The following is an 18,210-nucleotide window of genomic DNA, read 5'->3' on the forward strand; positions in this document are numbered from 1 at the left end:
TTAAACGCAGAGGACGCAGCGCGGCAAAGCCGCAACCAAAAGGGGAGCCACGAACATGCGAAAAGACAGGGAAGGAAAGTGACCCGCGAATCACCCGAATGACGCGAATGATCTGCCCTCATTCGTGTTATTTGCGTGATTCGCGGGCCAAAAACTCTACGCGTCGTGCGGACATTTTCATGGTTAGCACTGCGGAGAACGCGGAGGGCCGCAGAGGAAGAGTGCCATCCCTCCTTTCCTCTCTCAAAATTCTCTGCGTCCTCTGCGTTGAATTCGGGCCGCCCCTTTCGAGTGATGCCGACTACAGTGTTATAAAGTGGGACCAGGAGAATCGGTATCTTTCGAACGGTTTTGCGCTTCCATACCCGGCGCTTCCCGACAGCACCAAGTCTCTACTTGGCAGCGAGTTCGTTCAGATATTCCTCCAGCCACGTGTAGCCATCCGGGGGCTGCGGTTGAGCTTCCGCCGGCTTCTTCGGATCGAGCCCGTGGCGGCGTTTCCATTCGCTGGGAATGCCGTCCTGTTCATCTCCTGTGGGCGACGCGCCTTGCACGACGGCATAGCTCGGCCAACCGCCGACTTCCTCCTGCGACGCGATAATCCTGCCGGTCCGCTCGCGCACATCCGCGATGACCCGACGATCCGCGGCGTCGCGCTTGGGCGAGACCGCTCCCGCGCCGGAGAGCACTCGTTCGAGTGCAGTGTCCGCCGGATCCATCGGCATATCGATCATCGGGAATGGCGTGGCGCGGAGGACATCCCGCTCGCGATCCATGCCCAGCGCATTGTCGGCGGTGATTTCCGGTGAGCCGTCCAGGACGTTTCCCGAGAGGTACAACGAACTCGCGAGCTCCGTAGCGTTGCCGGTGAGAAAGCGGCGCGCGCTCCGCGAGGTCGATGCGCCCGGGCGCAGGTAGTTGCCGGCGTAATTCAATTGGGTGAAACCGCCCTGGCCCGACGTCCCGCCCCAGTCGTAGATGACGTTGTTGCGGAAATCGCAGGAAGGCTCACCCGCGAAATTGGGATTCCGGCTCCCGCAATGCGCGAAGAGATTGTGGTGCCAGGTGCTGCGTCCGCCACCGAGCAGCGAGGCCATGCTGTGCTTCTCGTAGTTGAGCCCTTCGGAGATGATGGACCACTGCACGGTGTAGCGGTCCGACACTCCGGTGACCGAGAGCGTTTCGTCCGTCCCAAAATGCGTGGAGCAATGGTCGATGATGAAATCCGTGCTGTCGTAAACGCTGATCGCATCGCCCCCGTCGTCGAACCGGGCGGGGCCGCTGCTTTTGCCGCTCTGCGCCCGGAGAAAGCGCACCACCACGTCGTGGGTGTTGCTGAGCACGAACGTATCCGCGTGAATGCCGTTGTCGGCCCGCACGCAAATGCCATCGCCCGGTGCGGTCTGTCCGGCAATGGTCACGAAGGGTTCGCGAATGGTCAGCGCGGACTTGAGCTGGATGACACCACCGACGCGAAAGAGAATCGTGCGCGGCCCCTTCGTCTCAATCGCCGCGCGCAAGCTGCCGGGTCCGGAATCGTTCAGGTTCGTGACGAAGAGCACGCGTCCACTGCGTCCCCCTTTGGCAAAAGCGCCGAAGCCTTCCGCTCCAGGAAACGCGCGCGGGGCGCTGGTATCGACCGGCTTTTCCGCGGCGCTCTCGCGGCTGATCAATTCGCGTAGTCCGGCATCCACCTGCGCCGCGGTGACCGCAAACGGTTTCGCCGATCGCTCCGCGTGATAGGGCGTGTGCATGCCGCTGGCGGAAACGAGCTGCGGATGCGTGAGCACGACATCGGTTTGTTTCGCGCCACCGCGATAAGTGATCGTCCATTCATAAGTCTGCCCCTGGAACTCCGCGCGGACCGGGCTGCCCTCGGGCAAATCGGTAAAGACGCCGTTGCAGGGTTTTGGCATCCGGACGAGTGGGATATCGACGCCCGGCGGTTTGGCGAGCAGACCGAGACGCAGCCGGCAGGTGCTCTTGGCGGCGGTGTCGACGAAAGCGATGGGCGACGCTTTCGGGTTCCAGCACACGATGGGCGTCACGCCGCCGCCGTCGATATCATAGGCGAGCTCCGTTTCGCTCGACCCCTCCGCCTGGCTGCGCACGCCGACCCAAAAATAATCGAGGACCAAAATCGGTTGGGCCGCCGAGCCGACAATATGGATGCGTCCCTGCGAGCCGAGTCCCCAGCCCAGCGTCAAATGCCGCGTGACGATACTCCCTCCGCGCACTTCCAGCTCACCACGCGCGTGCCGGTCCGAGCCGTCGCCCGGATTCGAGCCGGCGACGAAGATCTCCACGGTGCGAATGTCTCCGCCCGTCTGAACGACTTTGCCGGAAGCGCCGGTCATCTCGCCGATCCGCAGATTGCCGGGGAGCGTGAGCATCCCGCCCTCCATCGTCAGCGAACTGTGCGCCGCGTGAAAGGAACCGACATCGAGTTGATGCAAGACAACATCGCCCTGCGTGAACGCGACCTGCCCATCGCCCTCGATGGCCGCGCGGTCGTTGGCACCAAACTCCCCGCCATCCCAGCGCGCCTGTTCTCCCCAATTCCCCGCCCCGCCTTTCCAAAGATGCGAGACCTGTCCCGCATGCGATTGGCCTAGCAGGGCGGATCCGAACAACAGGCAGAAGCAAGCGACGCGCGGAACGCGCCAAGGGATGGGAGAACAAACAGCCATAAGCTACCTTCCTATGACCCATGAAGTGGCGCGGACTGAGTTGGAAAAGGGGAGAACTGAAGGTTTCAGGTCAACCTAAATCATGTCCACCTAAAGAGAACGGCACGAGAACTTGCGTTCGGCGAGCGGGCCACTTGGTCTGTGCGAGTGGCAAAGCTGATAGAAAGTCTTTGCTTCCCTCCCCAATGAATTCCTCTTTTTCCCTGCTCCGTATTCGCGTCCTCCTCGTCAGCTTTCTGACACTAATTTGCATCCTCCTCCCAAGCTTGCCCTGTGCGCATGCCACGTCGGCTACGCCGGTCGGCGAAACGCACGTCGCCAAATGGAAGGGAAACAGGAAAGCCGTCTTCCTGCTCATGTTTGACGACAGCTGGCCGAGCCACTGGCAGGTTGCCGTGCCGGAACTCGTCAAGCGCGGCATGGTGGCCACCTTCTACGTCGTGCCGAGGAAGGGCGAATATTCCAAGTTCGAGAAGGAGTGGAAGAAAGTGGTCGAGCAAGGCATGACGCTCGGCAATCACACGATGACGCACGATGGTTTTCAAGGAGCGGAGGACTCCGAAATGGAAATCGGTGGATGCACCCATTACCTGCTCGATTTCGTGCCTGGAAAGAACCCGCGGCTCATCTCGTTCGCCCTACCGGGAGTTACCGACTATAACTTCGGAGAAGGCAACAGTCTCAAGTCGCTGCTGGGCCAAACATCACCTCGTGGACCGTGGTGATTTCAAAGGCCACGGGGCGGTTTATCATTTGAAAACGACCGCGGAGATGATCGCCCTTGCCGATAAAGCCATCGCGACGGGCGGGTTGGAGTATCTGGTCATCCACGGTGTCGAGCGCATCACTCCCAACTGGGGCTATCAGGACATGTGGGCGCTCAAGCAGGACATTTTTTCTGCCGCTTCTGGACCAGCTCAAGGAGCGGATGGATCGGGGGGACCTCTGGATCACCGACCACATCTCCGCTCACCAATATGAGACCGAGCGTCAAAGCGCCAAGGTGCGTGTGGTCGCGGCGGACCTGAGAGCCATTCGACTCGAGTGCACCAGCGAGGCAGACCCTCAGTTCTATGATCTGCCGCTCACCTTGCAAACGTCTGTCCCGCCCGCGTGGCAACGGTGCCGTGTGGTTCAGGGTGCTCAACAAAAGGAGGTCAAAGCAGTGAACGGCCTCGTTCAGTTTGAAGCGCTCCCCAACGGAGGCGTCATCACGCTCCAGGCGATCCAGTAAAACTCCGCGAATCGGATAAAGAACCGCCCCCTTTTTTTTCGTCGTCCGCCGTCTTTTCGGCTAAACCCTCGATCGTCAAATGAAAGCACGTCCTTTGATTCCTGTTGCTCACCGCCTCGCGCCCGGCCACTCCTTTTTCAGCGTGAGCAGGCGACGGCTCTCTCTGGCGGCGCGCATCCTGGCGCTGCTGGTGCCTCTCGATTTCGCGGCTGCGGCGGGAGCGGAGAGCGCTGCGCAACCGAACTATTTTGACCGGACGGTTTATGTTCACACGGAAGTCCTTCCAAACCGGCCTTATGCCGATGACCGGAAAACGGACACGCATTCCGCGAGCGGCTTCTTTGTCGAGCACCAGGGACACTACCTTTTTGTCACCGCCAAACATGTGGCGCTCGAGACGACGCCGGATACGGAATTCTGTTTTCTCACTCCGGCCGGCGATTCGCATTACGCGCGCCTGGTCGGGCTGGTCGCGGACACGACCCATCCGTGGCACATGCATCCGGGGACCGATCTGGCCATATTCCCAGTCACCTTTTCGTCCAAGCTCGAAAAAGGAATCACCGAGGAAATTCGCGCCCTGGCCATCCCATTCTCCGCCCTCAGTAGCAACGAGGTGATACGGGCGAGCCGGGTCACGGTGTGCGGTTTTCCGATCGAACTTGGCACCTGGAAAAAAATCTCGCCCCTTGCGATGACCGCTTATGTCGCCAGCCGGGAAATGGAAGTTCCGATGGAAGGAGGATCCACCTCGATGTTCCTAATCACTCCAGCGATCGGCGCCGGATGCAGCGGCGGTCCCGTCTTCTCGACCACGGATCGCGGTGAAGCGGAGGCCGTGCTCGGGATTTACGTTTCGACGTATTTCGATTCTTCCGGCGGCAAGCTCAGCAGCGTCGTGCCGGCGAGACAGATCGCGGAACTCATCACCGAAGTCGTTGGGGACAGGAAGGAGAAACCGTGAGGGAATGGCTGATTTGAGCTTCGCTGAACCTCTCCGTCTTCCATGCCCGCCAAGAAAAATACCGGCCAGCCGTTCGTTGGCGAAGCATTGATCAAAGAGACCTGCCGCCGCATTCGCGTGGCTCGCGGGTATTGGGATGCTCATAACAACCGTGCCTGCCGCGGCGAACGCGAAAAAGCTCTCGCTCTCTATGAAAGCCTCAGCAAGGCAGACCGGGAAAAAGTTCCGCAAGTCCTCCGGGTCTGGCTTCGCTATCGCAGCGAAAAGTATTTTGGGGAAGACCGCACCCCTCCGCGCAAAAAGTCGCGATAACGGAGGCTTCCGACCGCGGCCTTCCTCTAGACCAGACTTCCGAGACGCAAAAGCCGCAAGGCCGGCTCACCTGCGGCCCGGGATCCAGCAAGATCGACATCGAACTCTGCCACCCAGTCATTGGCCTCCGCAGGATCGATGAGCATTTGCTGAACGCGCCAACGTTTCCGGTCCTCGGAGACCGTCACGTAGGTGTGACGCACGTTGCGTGCTTCGGGATCGAGGCGGAGGGTTTCGTGTTCGACGTAATATGCTTCCCAGGCCTGGCGAAGGCGCTCCGGAGTCCAGGACTCGTTTTCGGCGGCCGGTTGCGCTTCGAGGGTGGTGAGGGCCGTATCGAAGTCGCCGCTGACCACCGCGCGCAGAAAGGAAAAAATGCGGTTGCGGATCGCCGCGGTGAACGCTTTCGGATCACGGGTGATGTCGGCGGCGGCTTCGTCTGAACCAGGCGGGCGCACTTCCGCTTGCTCATCGCGCGGCCGGTAGTTCGGGTCGCGCATCTTTTCCCATTCCTCCAAAAGGCTGGAATCGATCTGCCGCAACATCGTCGCGAGGTAGAGTTCCATCTCGCGCAACGTGTCGTTCTTCGCGGCGTCGGGGACGGTCTGGGCGAGAGCCTTGTAGACGCTGGAGAGATGACGCAGCAGCAGTCCCTCCGCCCGTTGCAATTCGTAAAGCTTGACGTATTCGGCGAACGAACGGAACTCTTCGAACATCTCCCGCGCGATGGATTTCGGGCGGATATTTTCCTGCCCGACCCACGGGTGCCGCGCCGCGAAAGCATTGAACGTCGCGTAGATGAAGTCGCGGTTGGGCTTGGGATATTCGAGCTTCTCGAGTTCCTCCATCCGCTGGTTGTATTCGATGCCCTGCATCTTCATCTCGGCGATGGCGCGGTCTTTGACCTTGCCGAGTTGCCGGCGCAGGATCAGCTCAGGATCTTCGAGGATGGACTCGACGAGCGTGAGCACGACGAGCGCATAGTCCGGCGCTTGCGGATCCATCAGCGGGAGTGTGTCGTGAACGTAGAGCGAGAGTGTCTGGTTCATCGAAAAATCCTCCTGCAACGCCACGTTGACCCGCACCTTCGCCCCCTCTGGCGTCTGCGGGATGAACTCGATGATCCCGCGCTCGACCAGGGCGCGGAAGAGTTGCCAGGCGCGCCGGGTCAGCGCCTTCTTCGCCTTGGCCGGCTCATGACAGCGGGCGATGAGCTCTCGCATCGCTTGGCAGCCATCACCCGGCCGGCTGAGCACATTGAGCAGCATGCCATGGTCGACTTGAAACTGACTCGTCAACCGCTCCGGCGGGGCGGCCATCAGGCGGGCAAAGGTCTGCTTGTCCCAGTTCACGAAGTTCCGTTCCGGCGGCTTGCGTTTGACGAACTTCTTTCCGCTGGCCGCCTGCTTCTGCTCGAGTTGCAAGTTCTCGATGACGTGCGCGGGCGCTTGCGCCACCACCCAGCCCACGTCGTCAAAGCCTTTGCGTCCGGCCCGCCCGCTGATCTGGTGAAAGTCGCGCGCGCTCAGGATACCGGTCTTCTGCCCGCTGAATTTGCAGAGCTGGGTGAAGAGCACCGTCCGGATCGGCACGTTGATCCCCACCCCCAGCGTGTCGGTCCCACAGATCACCTTCAGCAAGCCGCGCTGCGCCAGTTGCTCCACCAACACACGGTACTTCGGCAGCAACCCGGCGTGGTGCAGCCCGATCCCGTGCCGCAGCCACTTCTTGATCTCCGGTCCATACGGACTGCTGAACTTGAACCCCTCCAGCGCGTGGCCGATCGCGGCCTTTTCCTCGCGCGTGCAGACGTTCGTGCTCATGAAATCCTGCGCGCTCTGCGCCGCGTCCGCCTGCGTAAAGTGGACGACATAGACCGGCCCCTTGCCGCCGGTCAGCAGCGCTTCCAGCGTCTGGGCCAGCGGCGTCTCGGCGTAGGAAAACTCCAGGGGCACCGGTCGATCCTTCGAAGCCACCGTCACCGTTTCCCGCCCGTTCAGCCGGGTCAGTTCCTCCTCGAAAAACGTCGTGTCGCCCAGGGTCGCCGACATCAGCAGAAACCGGGTATGAGGCAGGGTCAGCAAGGGCACCTGCCAGGCGGTCCCGCGTTCCCGATCCGCGTAGTAGTGGAACTCATCCATGACGACGTCATGCACTGGGGCGGTCGCGCCCTCGAGCAAGGCGATCTTGGCGAGAATCTCCGCCGTGCAGCAGAGAATCGGAGCCTCGCGGTTGACCGTCGCATCGCCCGTGCTCAGCCCCACATTCTCCGCCCCAAACTCCCGGCACAAGGCCAGCCATTTTTCATTCACCAGCGCCTTGATCGGGCAGGTGTAGACCGAGCGCCGCCCTCGGGCCAGGCTCTGCAGATGCAGCGCCGTCGCGACCAGCGATTTTCCCGATCCGGTCGGTGTATTCAGGATGACATTCTTCTCATCGAACAGCTCCAAAATCGCCGTCTCCTGCGCTGGATAGAGCTGTAACTTCCGGCCTTCCACGAATTCGAGAAACCGCCCGAGCAGAGCTCCGTTATCGAGGGGGCGGTCAGTGGCAATGAGATTGAGAAGCGGGGTCACGAAGCGCCAACCTTAGCCCACCTTTGTCCGGTTGTTGACCTCCAAAGAGGACGATCGACCGGCCAGCCACCGACGAGGAGCGGGCAACCGGCCCTGGAAATAGCGATTAAGATTTATTCTTTCTGTCGATTAACAATAACGACGCTTCAGAGTCTCACTATGGTGAAAATCCCCCCACCGAGTCCTGCCTTGGCATCCTGCGCATGTCGCGGTCTTGGACGTCTCGCCCTGCGGGACTACGCGGGCATCGCCGATCACGCGATTAGCAAGCAATTCTCGCCGGTTGCGCCGCCAAAGGAACAATTGGTGCAGCTCCTGACATAGCGATTCTCCTGCAGCGACGTTCTTAACCAGCCGGAACGAACCGGCCCGATCACCAAGACCCAACGATCATGAACATCCAACGTAAACAATGGCAGATCAGCCGGCGAACCTTTCTCCGGGCAGCCGGAGTGTCGCTGGCGTTACCGTGGTTGGAGGCGATGGGGGCGAACTCCACCTCGTTCAGCAATGCCGGGAGTATCGCCGCCGGGGAGATTCCCCGGCGGGCTTACTTCTCGAACTGGGGATTTTTCGAGGTCATGGCCGGCCTGCCCAAGGACACCGGTTTGGACTACACGCTGACGCCGACCTTATCGGCCATGGCGCCCTTCAAACGGGATTTCACGCTTATCTCCGAGCTGCGGGCTTTCAGCGGCGGCCACTACCAACAGCCCTGCCTGCTGACCGGCATGGATACGCCTACCAACGGCATGAAACTGGTCTCGGTCGACCAGCAGATTGCCGATTTCTACCAGGGCCAGACCCGCGTCCCTTCGCTGGTGCTGGCGCAGGACCGCCAGCCGACGCTTTCCTTTAGCCGCAACAAGACTCCCATCAATCCCGAGTTTAGTCCCAAGGCTGTTTTTGATCGGCTATTTGGCGTTGAAACCGAGGAACACCGCGCCGCGCGCCAAAGTGAGATGAATCATACTGGCAGCATCCTCGACCGGGTGAAGGATCAGGCCAAACGGCTGGAAATGAAACTCGGCAAGGATGATCGCGCCACGGTGGATCAATACCTCACTTCCATCCGGGATTTTGAGGAGAGAATCAAAATTGACCGTGCCTGGCTGGACAAACCCAAGCCGCAGGTGGCGCCGCTGGATTTCGGCACGGCGCCACCGGAGACCCTGGCGATGACCAATGATGACGGCACTCACATGCGGAACTATCTCCGGTTGATGTTCGATGTCATCGTGCTGGCGTTTCAGACGGACAGCACCCGCGTGGTATCCCATTTTCCCAAAGGAGAGGGTGGACCGGTCTTCAAGGATCGCACCAGGATTCCCCACGACTACCACGCGCTCACCCACCACGGCCAATTGCCCGAGAAACTGGAGATGTGGGCGCAGGTGGACCAGATCTATGTGGAATTCTGGGCTTACTTCATCGGCAAACTAAAAAGCACCAGGGAAGGCGACGGCACGCTGCTCGACCACACCATGGCCGCGTGGGCGACCACCAACGGGTACGGCGGCCATGGCCGCGATCACCTGCCGCTCATGCTGTGCGGCGGATCCGCACTGGGTCTCAAGCATCAGGGCCACCTCATCAAGAAGGATGTGATGATCGCCGACGTCTGGAAAACGATGGTCGATCGGATCGGCATGCCCATACCGGAGAATTTTCAGGGGGGCCTCGCCAGGGACGTGATCAAGGAGGTGCTCTGATCCCAGGTCATCACCATGGCGCAGGCCACTCGTCCATTCGCACTGCTACCAATACCGCGACGAGCTGACTTTCCGTCCTGACTGCGCCGGGCAATCCGATCCATCTCAACCGCTACCTACTCCATGAACTCAGTTCTTCGACTGGCAATGTTATGTCTCCTCGCCGTCCTGGCGGAAGCGAAAGCGGACATCGCTGAAGATCAGCCCCTCCTGGCCGTCCGCGGCAGTCTCTTGTTTGAAGACGATTTCTCACGACCCGACCTCACGCCGAAGTGGAACGTCGGACTGGGCCGATGGGAGATCAAAGACGGTGTCGCCACGGCGGCGGAGAAGCCGGAAGATCATCACGGGGCGTACGCCTTCATCAATCCCAACACGACTTACAAGGACGTGATCGCTGAATTCGATTTCAAGATGAACGGCGCGAGCGATCTGGTGCTCAATATGCGCAAGCAAGGCTTCAAGGGGTCGCAGGCCGGACACATCCTGCGCGTCTCGATCATGCTGAACAAAGTGCAACTCGCCGACATGAAGGAGGGCGGAATGAAGTGGGAGTATTATAACATCAAGAAGGACCCGAATGCGACGGCGGAAGCAAAAGCCGCTGTCGATGCCAAACTGAAAGACAAACAGGCGACCTTCACCACCACCTATGAATACGGTGCATGGCATCACGCGCGGGCCGAGGTGGCGGGCGACGAGTTATTGTTCATGGTTGATGGCAAAGCAGTCGGCTATTTGAAGTCACCGGGTATCGATCATCCGACGAAGAACATGCTCGGCTTCACCATCGCCGGGAAGAATATGAAGACTGCGTCGATCAAGAATCCAAAGTTTTGGCATGCGACACCGAACCCGGAGTGGGCGAAGCGACGCGATGAGGTGCTGGCAGGTTTGACGAAGTAACACCCAGGGAGGCCTATTGCACCATTCCTCTCCGTGACGTCATCCATGAAGATCGCGCTGACTTCTTTGCTATTTGCTGCGATGTACCCGGCGCTAATGGCGCCCGCGGTCGCTGCGCCACTCTCGGCGGAATCCCAGAAGCAGTTCGATCAGACCGTCAAACCGTTTCTGGAAGACCATTGCTACAGTTGCCACGACGAGGAGAAAACCCGCGCCGGGTTTCGCATCGATACGCTGGGTACCGATTTTCTGGCGGATAAAAACGCCGACAATTGGAAGGAAATCTACGACAACATTGGCCTGGGCAAGATGCCGCCGAAAAAGGAGACGCGCCCAAGCGAGAGCGAAGCGAGGGCTGTCACCGACTGGATCGACCAGGAAATGCGCAACGCGGAACGCGTTGCCAAAAACTCACCCGGTCACACCCGGCGACTGAACCGCACGGAGTATTTCAATACGCTGCGCGATTTGTTCCATCTGGATGAGGATTACGTCCGCAGTCTCGAGGACGAATTGCCGCCGGATGGCAAGGTGGATGGCTTCGATCGAGTGGGCGCGGCGCTCTATATCGACCAAACGCAACTGGCCAAGTATTTCGAACTGGCGGATCGGGTGTTGAACGAGCGGATCCTGACGCCCCAACCGAAGGAGGTCGTTTCCGCCAAGGATTTCGCCAAAGATATTCAATTCAGGTCGGAGACTGATGGCGGCAAGCTCACGATCTTAAAGCCCACGGAACGCTTCGGGACGATTTTTCTCGGGCCCAGTGGGTGGACCAAATCCCTGGCTACTCTCCCCACCGGTGCGAAGATTTTCGAGATGAAAAACGGGGGGATCGAATACCTGGCTGGCGGCAAAGCCTCGCCGATTGGAAGCCATGGCGCCTATGCCACCACGGGCGCGGGCGCGGGCGGCGGGTACTGGGCCAGCCGGGTGTACACTTTTTTGTCTAAAATTACCCAGCAGGGTAAGTATCGTTTGAAACTTCGAGCCGGAGCCTTCGCCGGAAAGGGCAAACATGCCGTCGAAAATGTGAAGGTGCAGTTTGAGTTCGGCAAGGACAGCGGGAATATGGATCGGGCCTCCATCCTGGTGGATGCTCCACTCGATCAACCGAAGGATTTTGTCGTCGATGTTTACTTGCATCCGAGGCCGGAAATTGCCGCGGGCAATCGGACCAATTTTTATTGGAATGGGGTGCCTTCGGGCTCGCAGGCGGCGATCGAGGGAAAGTTAGTTCAAACGGGCCTGGTCATTCGGGCGCCTGAGTTGTGGCAATTTGAAGATGAGAGCGTCATCGCATACAATCGCACTGCTTATGTGGAAGGGAAAAAGGGCACTTCGCAGCAGCGAATCAACGAGTTGATGACAGCGCAGATTCCAGCGGTGAACGAGAAGTACGATCGGCTGATTGCGGATTACGTCAGCGCGGGTAAGCCGGTCTTTTTCTACAACCCCGACTTCGACCTGGAGTCGATTCCAAGGCTCTTCATCGAGTCCTGGGAGGTGGAAGGGCCGATCGTGGAGTGGCCGCCCCAGGGAAGGAAGGAGTTGTTCGCCGGCGGCGAAGAGCGGCCGATCGATTCGAGTTACATCCACGAGATCTTCGCGCGATTTCTGCCGCGGGCGTATCGCCGGGCTGTTGAGCCGGCTGAAGTCGACGACTGGGTGAAGTGGGTGCTGCAGGCGCAGGCCGACTTTAAACTTTCCGGCATTGATGCGGTGAAGGAAGGGATCAAAGCGGTCCTCTGCTCCCCTGGGTTTCTCCTCATCCAGGAGGTCCCGGGCGACGCCAGCCAGCCGCAACGCCTGACGGATTATGAACTGGCATCGCGACTCTCCTACTTCCTGTGGAGCACGATGCCCGATGACGAGCTCTCTCATTTGGCTGCCGCCAACCAGCTGCACGACTCAAAAACTCTGGAGGCACAGGTGAAACGAATGATCGCCGACCCCAAGGGGATGGGCCTGATCAAGGATTTCGCCGGCCAGTGGCTCCAGGTTCGCGATTTCGGCAAGACGATGACCGATCGCAACCAGTACAAGTCCTACACCGATGAGTTACGAAAATCGGAATGCCAGGAACCCTACGAATTCTTCAAGGAAGTCCTGCGCGGCGACCTCTCGATCCTTACTTTCCTGGACAGTGATTTTGTGGTCATCGACAAGCAACTGGCGGATCACTATGGAATCCCCGGAGTGAAAGAGGTGGATGGCTTTAAGAAGATAGCCATCAGCCCGGGGCAGCATCGTGGCGGAGTTCTGGGAATGGCGGGGATTCTGACCTATCTGACCGATGGATTCCGAACCCTGCCGGTGCGCCGGGCCGCCTACGTGAAAGATGTGCTGTGGAATGAGCCGGCGAAACCGCCGCCCCCGAACGCCGGCGATCTCCCGGCCATCAAGGGAAAAAATCTGACCGTCCGGGAGCGTCTCGAGCAGCATCGAAACTCGGCTAGTTGCGCCAGCTGCCACGCCCGTCTCGATCCGTTCGGGATTGCCCTGGAAAACTACGATGCAATCGGCAAATGGCGCGACCGTCAGAATGGCGAAGGCATGCGCGGTGATGAGAAATCGCCGCCCCTGGAAGTGCGCGGCGCCCTGCCCAGCGGGCGGGAGTTCAATTCCCTGGTGGAATACAAGCAGGCCCTCCTGGAGGAGAAGGACCACTTCGTGCGGGGCTTCACGAGCAAGATGCTCACCTACGCCCTCGGTCGTTCCATCGGGGCCGTCGACCGGGAACTCATCGACGGCGTCGTCGGCCAGCTGGAACGCCATGACTATCGGATGCAGACATTAGTGGAGGCCGTGGTTGCCACTGAAGCCTTTCAAACAAAATGATCGCAGGGCGACTCCACGGATTGATTTCGATGCTGGAATCGATATCCTCGGCCGCATTGTCGAAGTGGTTTCCGGCCGGCCATTCGAGGGGTTCTTGCACGAGAGAGTATTCCAGCCGCTCGGCATGATGGACACCACCTTCTACCCAACGGAGAAGCAACTGACCAGGCTGGCGACCATGTACCTCAAAGACAAGATGACCGGCAAGCTGGTCGCGGCGCCCAGCGGAACGATCGGCCCGCCAAAGGACGCGCGTTACCCCATTCCCGCCGGAGGCCTTTATTCCACAGGACCCGACCTGGCCAGACTGTACCAAATGATGCTCAACGGCGGCGCCTTGAATAATCAGCGGATTCTCTCCGCTGAGAGCGTCAAAGCGATGACGATCTCCTACACCGGCGATCTGCCGGCAGGTTTTTCGCCGGGCATGGGTTGGGGATTGGGCTGGGGAGTGGTGCGGAAGCCGGAAGGCGTGACCGAGATGCTCGCGCCCGGCGCGTACGGCCACGGCGGCGGCACCGGCCCCCAAGGATGGATCGATCCCGAAAAGAACCTGTTTCTCATCATGCTCATCCAGCGCCCGGATATGTCGCGCGCAGACGAATCCAGGATTCGTCACGCGTTCCCGGCGGCGGCGGTCGAAGCAATGAAGAAGTGAATCTCCGCGTCTACGCGCAAAAGGGCAGCCTCTTCACTTGCAACGGGGCCCAGCGCGCCATCGATTCTGACCAGCACCCGCGGCGGAAAGACCGGCATCGGCTGGGGAAACTACAATTCCACGTGCCCGGATCCATCGGCCCCGGCCATCTTCTGGACGCATCAGGAATACGCCGCTGATCCCGGTCCCGACCACTTCACCACCTGCTGGACCGCCTTCAAATTGAAATGAAGATGTTATTCGTAGATGACGGCTGCCGCAATGAGACCAACTACCGCGCCAATGAAGAGGACTCGGGTCCAACGATCGGATCGATCGGCGGCCGCCGTCCGGCCAAGACCACGCAGATGCTCGCTCAAGAGCACGGAGACGATCTGGAGAAGTCCGAGCGCAAAATAGACGTAGAAGGCGTATTCGACCGCCACGGTGTAACCAATGGCCCCCAGCTGCGAGTTCACCAGATTCAGCAGGACCATCCCGGTCAGGACAGCCGTCATGGCCACGCCGATCTTGGGTTGCACCAGCACGGGCGGAAAATAGAGCGACGCATACAAAATGCACGTCATCAGCCAGAGCGGCAGGAGTGTCTTCATCAATGTGGTCAGGGACCGCCGTTGTAACTCGATCGTCACGGCGTGACCCGAGAGTTCGCGATAGTTCTGCAGACCGATCCGCAGCGGATCGCCCAGCGAAGATTTGGCCACGAAGTTTTGGCGCCATTGGTGGGCGCTGACAAATTTCCATTGGGAGAGCCCACGAAACGCCTCCGCCGAGACGCCGGACGGTGTCACGCTGCGGCTATCCATGGTGTCCGGTGCGCTTTCGTCGAGAGCGTAGACGATCCGGTCGGCCGCGGCGCGGGCGTTGTAGAAACGCAGGGTCAAGGACTGCCGGTCGAAAGGATAATGGTGGAGATCGAAAGGACTCCGGAACTCACCTTGCACGCGCCAGAGACGATAAGAAGTGCCGTCGGCCATTTCCCTTTGTTCCACGGGGTGCTCACGATCGAAGTGTCCCGTGGACAGATCCGGAAACTTGATTTCGGTGGGGTCGGCCGCTTCCGCCCCGGCACCTTTGGCGAAGCGGAGCCAGACATAGAAATCCGCCCCGAAAGTAAAGTGCGCCTGATCGATCCACATGAGCTCGTTGAGATACAGCCCGGAATAGATGACTTGCTGCAGGCGGACATAATTTCCCGGCCGCAATTCAAAGACGGCGCCGGACTCCACCTCCGCCTCATGGGGGTGAAGGACGGGCACAATCTGCAGCGGGGCGGATTCAAATCGGCCGTGGTTGAAGCGGCCAATGCGCAGAGCCGTTTGCCGCCCGCGTCCCGAGTCGAAGACGAACGGCCCGAGCAAGCCCGGAAGCGGACTGCCTTGCTTGTCCAAGGCGAGCAGATTGTGGAGTGCGGAGGTCCGCAGCGCGGATGTCGTTGCGCCTGGATCGGCGGCCGCAGTTTTTCGAATCGTTTCGATGGCCAGCCGTGCCGCATCGAATCCGGCCACCGCCAGCCACCCGGGATCGTGCCCGACCTGTTGCTTGAAGCGCTCGGCGAAGGCGAGGATGTCGGCGTTCGCCGAGTCGAGCAGCATCGGGGTAATTCCATAGAGATTTTCGCAGAAATAGCCGGGGTGTTGCTTCTCCTCGGGTGTATCGGCGAAGTGCGAATTGAAGTTTTCAATCCCAAAGGCATCGCCGCCGAGAAACGGCCCCTTCACGCCGAGCCGGCGAAGGATGGTCAGGAGCCTGGCGCCTTCGGTATCGAGCATGGCCAGGACGACCGGCCTCTCCGCGCTCTCGGCGACGGCCTTCCTGGCGGCCTCATCCATCGGCTCTCCCGGTTTGAGGATATAGTAGTTGGCCTCGATTCCGAGTCGCTCGGCCGTGTCGCGGAAGCCTTTCTCGATCGTTCGTCCATAACCGTCATCCATCACCATCACGGCGGCGCGTTTCAAGCCGAGCACGTAGGCGAGAAAAGTCGCCAGCATCTCCCCTTGGTCGCTGTTCTTGAAGAGAATGCGGAAGGTGGTCGGGTTATCGGTGATGAGGTCGGAGGTGGCGGTGGTCGTGATCGAGGCCAGGCCGGCTTTGGCGTAGATCGGTCCAGCGGCGAGCGAGGCGACGCTGATCGCCGGCCCGAGCGTGAGGACCGCATCGCTGGCGGCAATCTTCGCAGCCACCTCCCGGGCGCCGTCGGCGGTGCTGCGATCGTCATATACCTTGAGTTCAATCCGTGGTCCGAAACCGCTGCGGTTGGCCTCGTCGATGGCCGCCTTGATTCCTTCAAGGCTCCCGCCTCCGAAGCTACTCGAGTCACCCGTGATCGATAGTGCCGCGGCGATCTCCACCTTCTGCACCCCGTTGGCCTCAAACGTCGCCAGGCCAAGAAAGGCAGCGGTGAGGAGTGCGAAAAGGACTCCTGGTCGCGCGGTCGGCCAGCCCCGGCCGCTTTTCACCTTCCAAAGCCGCGCCGGAGAAGAAGCCAGGAATATGAATCGGTCGCGAATCAATTCCAGATAGTGCGAGGGGAGCGCCCGAGGATTCATGGGAGATCCGTGACACGTTGAGGCAACCGCCGTTTCAGCACCTATCGGACCTTGGTCCTACATGCCGGACCCGAATCGCTGCACGCCGGCGGTGCGGTGACGCTCCGCGAATCTACGCGAAAACTGCGTAAACTCGCACGGAACTCCGAGGCCAGCTCGCCATGCCCCCATGCGGTGTAGGACCAAAGTCCGATGCACAGGTGGGAGCCTGGCGGTGAACATTCATCGCACCTTCGCTCCCTGCTGAGGGTGCGTATTCCCCTATGAACGCCATCCTCGCCCTCGACCAGGGCACCACGAGTTCCCGCGCCATCGTCTTCAACCACGACGGCTCGATACGGGCGGTTGCGCAGCAGGAGTTCCAGCAGATTTTCCCACAGGCCGGCTGGGTCGAGCACGATGCGAATGAGATCTGGCAGACGCAGCTCGAGACGGCGCAGGCGGCGCTGGCGAAGGCGGGGCTGACGGCGGCGGACATCGCGGGGATAGGAATTACGAATCAGCGCGAGACGACCGTGATTTGGGATCGCAAGACGGGCGAGCCGATCCACAACGCGATCGTCTGGCAGGATCGCCGCACGTCGGAGTTCTGCGATGGCCTCAAGGCGGCCGGGCACGCCGAGCTGATCCAGCAGCACGCGGGGCTCGTCATCGATGCCTATTTTTCCGGTAGCAAAGTGCGCTGGCTCCTCGACCACGTCCCAGGTGCGCGCGAGCGGGCGGACCGCGGCGAGCTGGCTTTCGGCACGATCGATTCCTGGCTCGTGTGGAAGCTCACCAATGGTGCCCGACACATCATCGACGTGACGAACGCGTCGCGCACGATGCTCTACAACCTGCGCGGCGATTGGGATGACGAGTTGCTCAAGGTGCTCGACGTACCCCGCGCGCTGCTTCCCCGAGGTGCGCTCGTCGAGCGAGGTGTATGGCGAGACGACGCTGCTCGGCGCGCCGATCAAAATCGCCGGCATTGCGGGCGATCAGCAGGCGGCGCTCTTTGGGCAGAATTGCTTCGAACGCGGCCTGGCGAAGAACACCTACGGCACCGGTTGCTTCATGCTGATGAACATCGGCACCGAGCCGCAAATTTCAAAACATCAGCTGCTCACCACGGTCGCATGGAAACTCGACGGCAAAACCGAATACGCGCTCGAAGGCAGTGTCTTCATCGGCGGCGCGGTCGTGCAGTGGCTGCGCGACGGACTCGGCATCATCAAGACTTCCGCCGACGTGGAAAAACTCGCCGCGAGCGTCCCGAGCAGCGGCGGGGTTTATCTCGTGCCCGCGTTCGCCGGGCTTGGCGCGCCGCATTGGGATCAATATGCGCGCGGCACGATCACCGGGCTCACCCGCGGCACCACTGCCGCCCACCTGGCGCGCGCCGCCCTCGATGGCATCGCCTTCCAGGTCGCCGATGTGCTCGAGGTGATGAAGCAGGATACCGGTATCGCGATGAACGGCCTGCGCGTGGACGGCGGCGCGTGCGCGAACGACATGCTGATGCAATTCCAGGCGGACATCCTGCAAGCGCCCGTGGTGCGACCGAAGGTGATCGAAACGACCGCCCTCGGCGCCGCGTATCTCGCCGGACTCGCCACCGGTTTTTGGAAGGATCGCGCCGATGTCTCGCGCGGCTGGCAGGTGGAGCGGACTTTCGAGCCGCAGATGAGCGCCGACAAAGCCGCGCACCGTCGCGCCCGATGGAGACAGGCGCTGGCCCGCGCGCGCGAATGGGAAGAGCGCGAATGATCACCCGCAGCCCCAAGGA

Annotated in this window: 12 protein-coding genes and 1 pseudogene; 10 read left to right on the plus strand and 3 right to left on the minus strand. The window is 60.6% G+C overall.

Annotation, left to right across the window (positions count from 1 at the left end; genetic code table 11):
* Window positions 1–392 precede the first annotated feature (392 nt).
* On the minus strand, window positions 393–2,633 hold the full coding sequence (locus CFE428DRAFT_RS33075) for a pectate lyase family protein (RefSeq protein WP_049975559.1): 2,241 nt from the start codon (window positions 2,631–2,633) through the stop codon (window positions 393–395).
* A 242-nt stretch (window positions 2,634–2,875) separates the two neighbouring features.
* Between CFE428DRAFT_RS33075 and CFE428DRAFT_RS06000 the strand changes: the two genes are divergently transcribed.
* The 4 genes from CFE428DRAFT_RS06000 (at window position 2,876) to CFE428DRAFT_RS06015 (ending at window position 5,200) form a co-directional block, all read left to right on the plus strand.
* Window positions 2,876–3,415, plus strand: a complete 540-nt coding sequence (locus CFE428DRAFT_RS06000; protein ID WP_006978576.1) for a polysaccharide deacetylase family protein — start codon at window positions 2,876–2,878, stop codon at window positions 3,413–3,415.
* Complete coding sequence (locus tag CFE428DRAFT_RS37030; RefSeq protein WP_157447435.1) at window positions 3,402–3,671, plus strand: hypothetical protein; 270 nt, start codon at window positions 3,402–3,404, stop codon at window positions 3,669–3,671. The genes CFE428DRAFT_RS06000 and CFE428DRAFT_RS37030 overlap by 14 nt, the downstream gene beginning before the upstream one ends.
* A gap of 332 nt (window positions 3,672–4,003) precedes the next feature.
* The gene (locus CFE428DRAFT_RS06010; protein ID WP_006978578.1) at window positions 4,004–4,888 is read left to right on the plus strand and encodes a S1 family peptidase; all 885 of its coding nucleotides are present in this window, start codon (window positions 4,004–4,006) and stop codon (window positions 4,886–4,888) included.
* Window positions 4,889–4,930: 42 nt separating this feature from the next.
* Complete coding sequence (locus tag CFE428DRAFT_RS06015; protein ID WP_006978579.1) at window positions 4,931–5,200, plus strand: hypothetical protein; 270 nt, start codon at window positions 4,931–4,933, stop codon at window positions 5,198–5,200.
* A 26-nt stretch (window positions 5,201–5,226) separates the two neighbouring features.
* Here CFE428DRAFT_RS06015 and CFE428DRAFT_RS06020 read toward each other — a convergent pair whose 3' ends face one another.
* A complete protein-coding gene (locus CFE428DRAFT_RS06020; RefSeq protein WP_006978580.1) occupies window positions 5,227–7,776 on the minus strand; it encodes a DEAD/DEAH box helicase in 2,550 nt (849 codons plus the stop codon).
* A gap of 189 nt (window positions 7,777–7,965) precedes the next feature.
* Between CFE428DRAFT_RS06020 and CFE428DRAFT_RS40310 the strand changes: the two genes are divergently transcribed.
* The 5 genes from CFE428DRAFT_RS40310 (at window position 7,966) to CFE428DRAFT_RS06040 (ending at window position 13,893) form a co-directional block, all read left to right on the plus strand.
* On the plus strand, window positions 7,966–8,100 hold the full coding sequence (locus tag CFE428DRAFT_RS40310; protein WP_272941097.1) for a hypothetical protein: 135 nt from the start codon (window positions 7,966–7,968) through the stop codon (window positions 8,098–8,100).
* Between the two features lie 68 nt (window positions 8,101–8,168).
* The gene (locus tag CFE428DRAFT_RS06025; protein WP_006978581.1) at window positions 8,169–9,488 is read left to right on the plus strand and encodes a DUF1552 domain-containing protein; all 1,320 of its coding nucleotides are present in this window, start codon (window positions 8,169–8,171) and stop codon (window positions 9,486–9,488) included.
* Window positions 9,489–9,611: 123 nt separating this feature from the next.
* Entirely contained in the window at window positions 9,612–10,394 is a 783-nt protein-coding gene (locus CFE428DRAFT_RS06030) for a family 16 glycoside hydrolase (protein WP_131989746.1), read from the plus strand.
* Between the two features lie 96 nt (window positions 10,395–10,490).
* Complete coding sequence (locus CFE428DRAFT_RS33080; RefSeq protein WP_420196872.1) at window positions 10,491–13,235, plus strand: DUF1592 domain-containing protein; 2,745 nt, start codon at window positions 10,491–10,493, stop codon at window positions 13,233–13,235.
* On the plus strand, window positions 13,207–13,893 hold the full coding sequence (locus CFE428DRAFT_RS06040; RefSeq protein WP_049975560.1) for a serine hydrolase domain-containing protein: 687 nt from the start codon (window positions 13,207–13,209) through the stop codon (window positions 13,891–13,893). Before CFE428DRAFT_RS33080 ends, CFE428DRAFT_RS06040 begins: the two co-directional genes overlap by 29 nt.
* 236 nt (window positions 13,894–14,129) lie before the next feature.
* Here CFE428DRAFT_RS06040 and CFE428DRAFT_RS06045 read toward each other — a convergent pair whose 3' ends face one another.
* Window positions 14,130–16,442, minus strand: a complete 2,313-nt coding sequence (locus CFE428DRAFT_RS06045) for an ABC transporter substrate-binding protein (protein ID WP_006978586.1) — start codon at window positions 16,440–16,442, stop codon at window positions 14,130–14,132.
* A gap of 263 nt (window positions 16,443–16,705) precedes the next feature.
* Here CFE428DRAFT_RS06045 and glpK point away from each other — a divergent pair.
* Window positions 16,706–18,191 (plus strand): annotated as a pseudogene (glpK, locus tag CFE428DRAFT_RS40965) (glycerol kinase GlpK).
* The last annotated feature ends 19 nt before the right edge of the window (window positions 18,192–18,210 follow it).

The organism is Chthoniobacter flavus Ellin428, from assembly GCF_000173075.1.
Taxonomy (GTDB): domain Bacteria; phylum Verrucomicrobiota; class Verrucomicrobiia; order Chthoniobacterales; family Chthoniobacteraceae; genus Chthoniobacter; species Chthoniobacter flavus.

Excerpts from the sequence above, each read along its gene's own strand:
- CFE428DRAFT_RS06000 (WP_006978576.1), top strand. The coding sequence starts at position 2,876 with ATGAATTCCTCTTTTTCCCTGCTCCGTATTCGCGTCCTCCTCGTCAGC.
- CFE428DRAFT_RS06010 (WP_006978578.1), top strand. The coding sequence starts at position 4,004 with ATGAAAGCACGTCCTTTGATTCCTGTTGCTCACCGCCTCGCGCCCGGC.
- CFE428DRAFT_RS06015 (WP_006978579.1), top strand. The coding sequence starts at position 4,931 with ATGCCCGCCAAGAAAAATACCGGCCAGCCGTTCGTTGGCGAAGCATTG.
- CFE428DRAFT_RS06025 (WP_006978581.1), top strand. The coding sequence starts at position 8,169 with ATGAACATCCAACGTAAACAATGGCAGATCAGCCGGCGAACCTTTCTC.
- CFE428DRAFT_RS06030 (WP_131989746.1), top strand. The coding sequence starts at position 9,612 with ATGAACTCAGTTCTTCGACTGGCAATGTTATGTCTCCTCGCCGTCCTG.
- CFE428DRAFT_RS33080 (WP_420196872.1), top strand. The coding sequence starts at position 10,491 with ATGGCGCCCGCGGTCGCTGCGCCACTCTCGGCGGAATCCCAGAAGCAG.
- CFE428DRAFT_RS06045 (WP_006978586.1), bottom strand. The coding sequence starts at position 16,442 with ATGAATCCTCGGGCGCTCCCCTCGCACTATCTGGAATTGATTCGCGAC.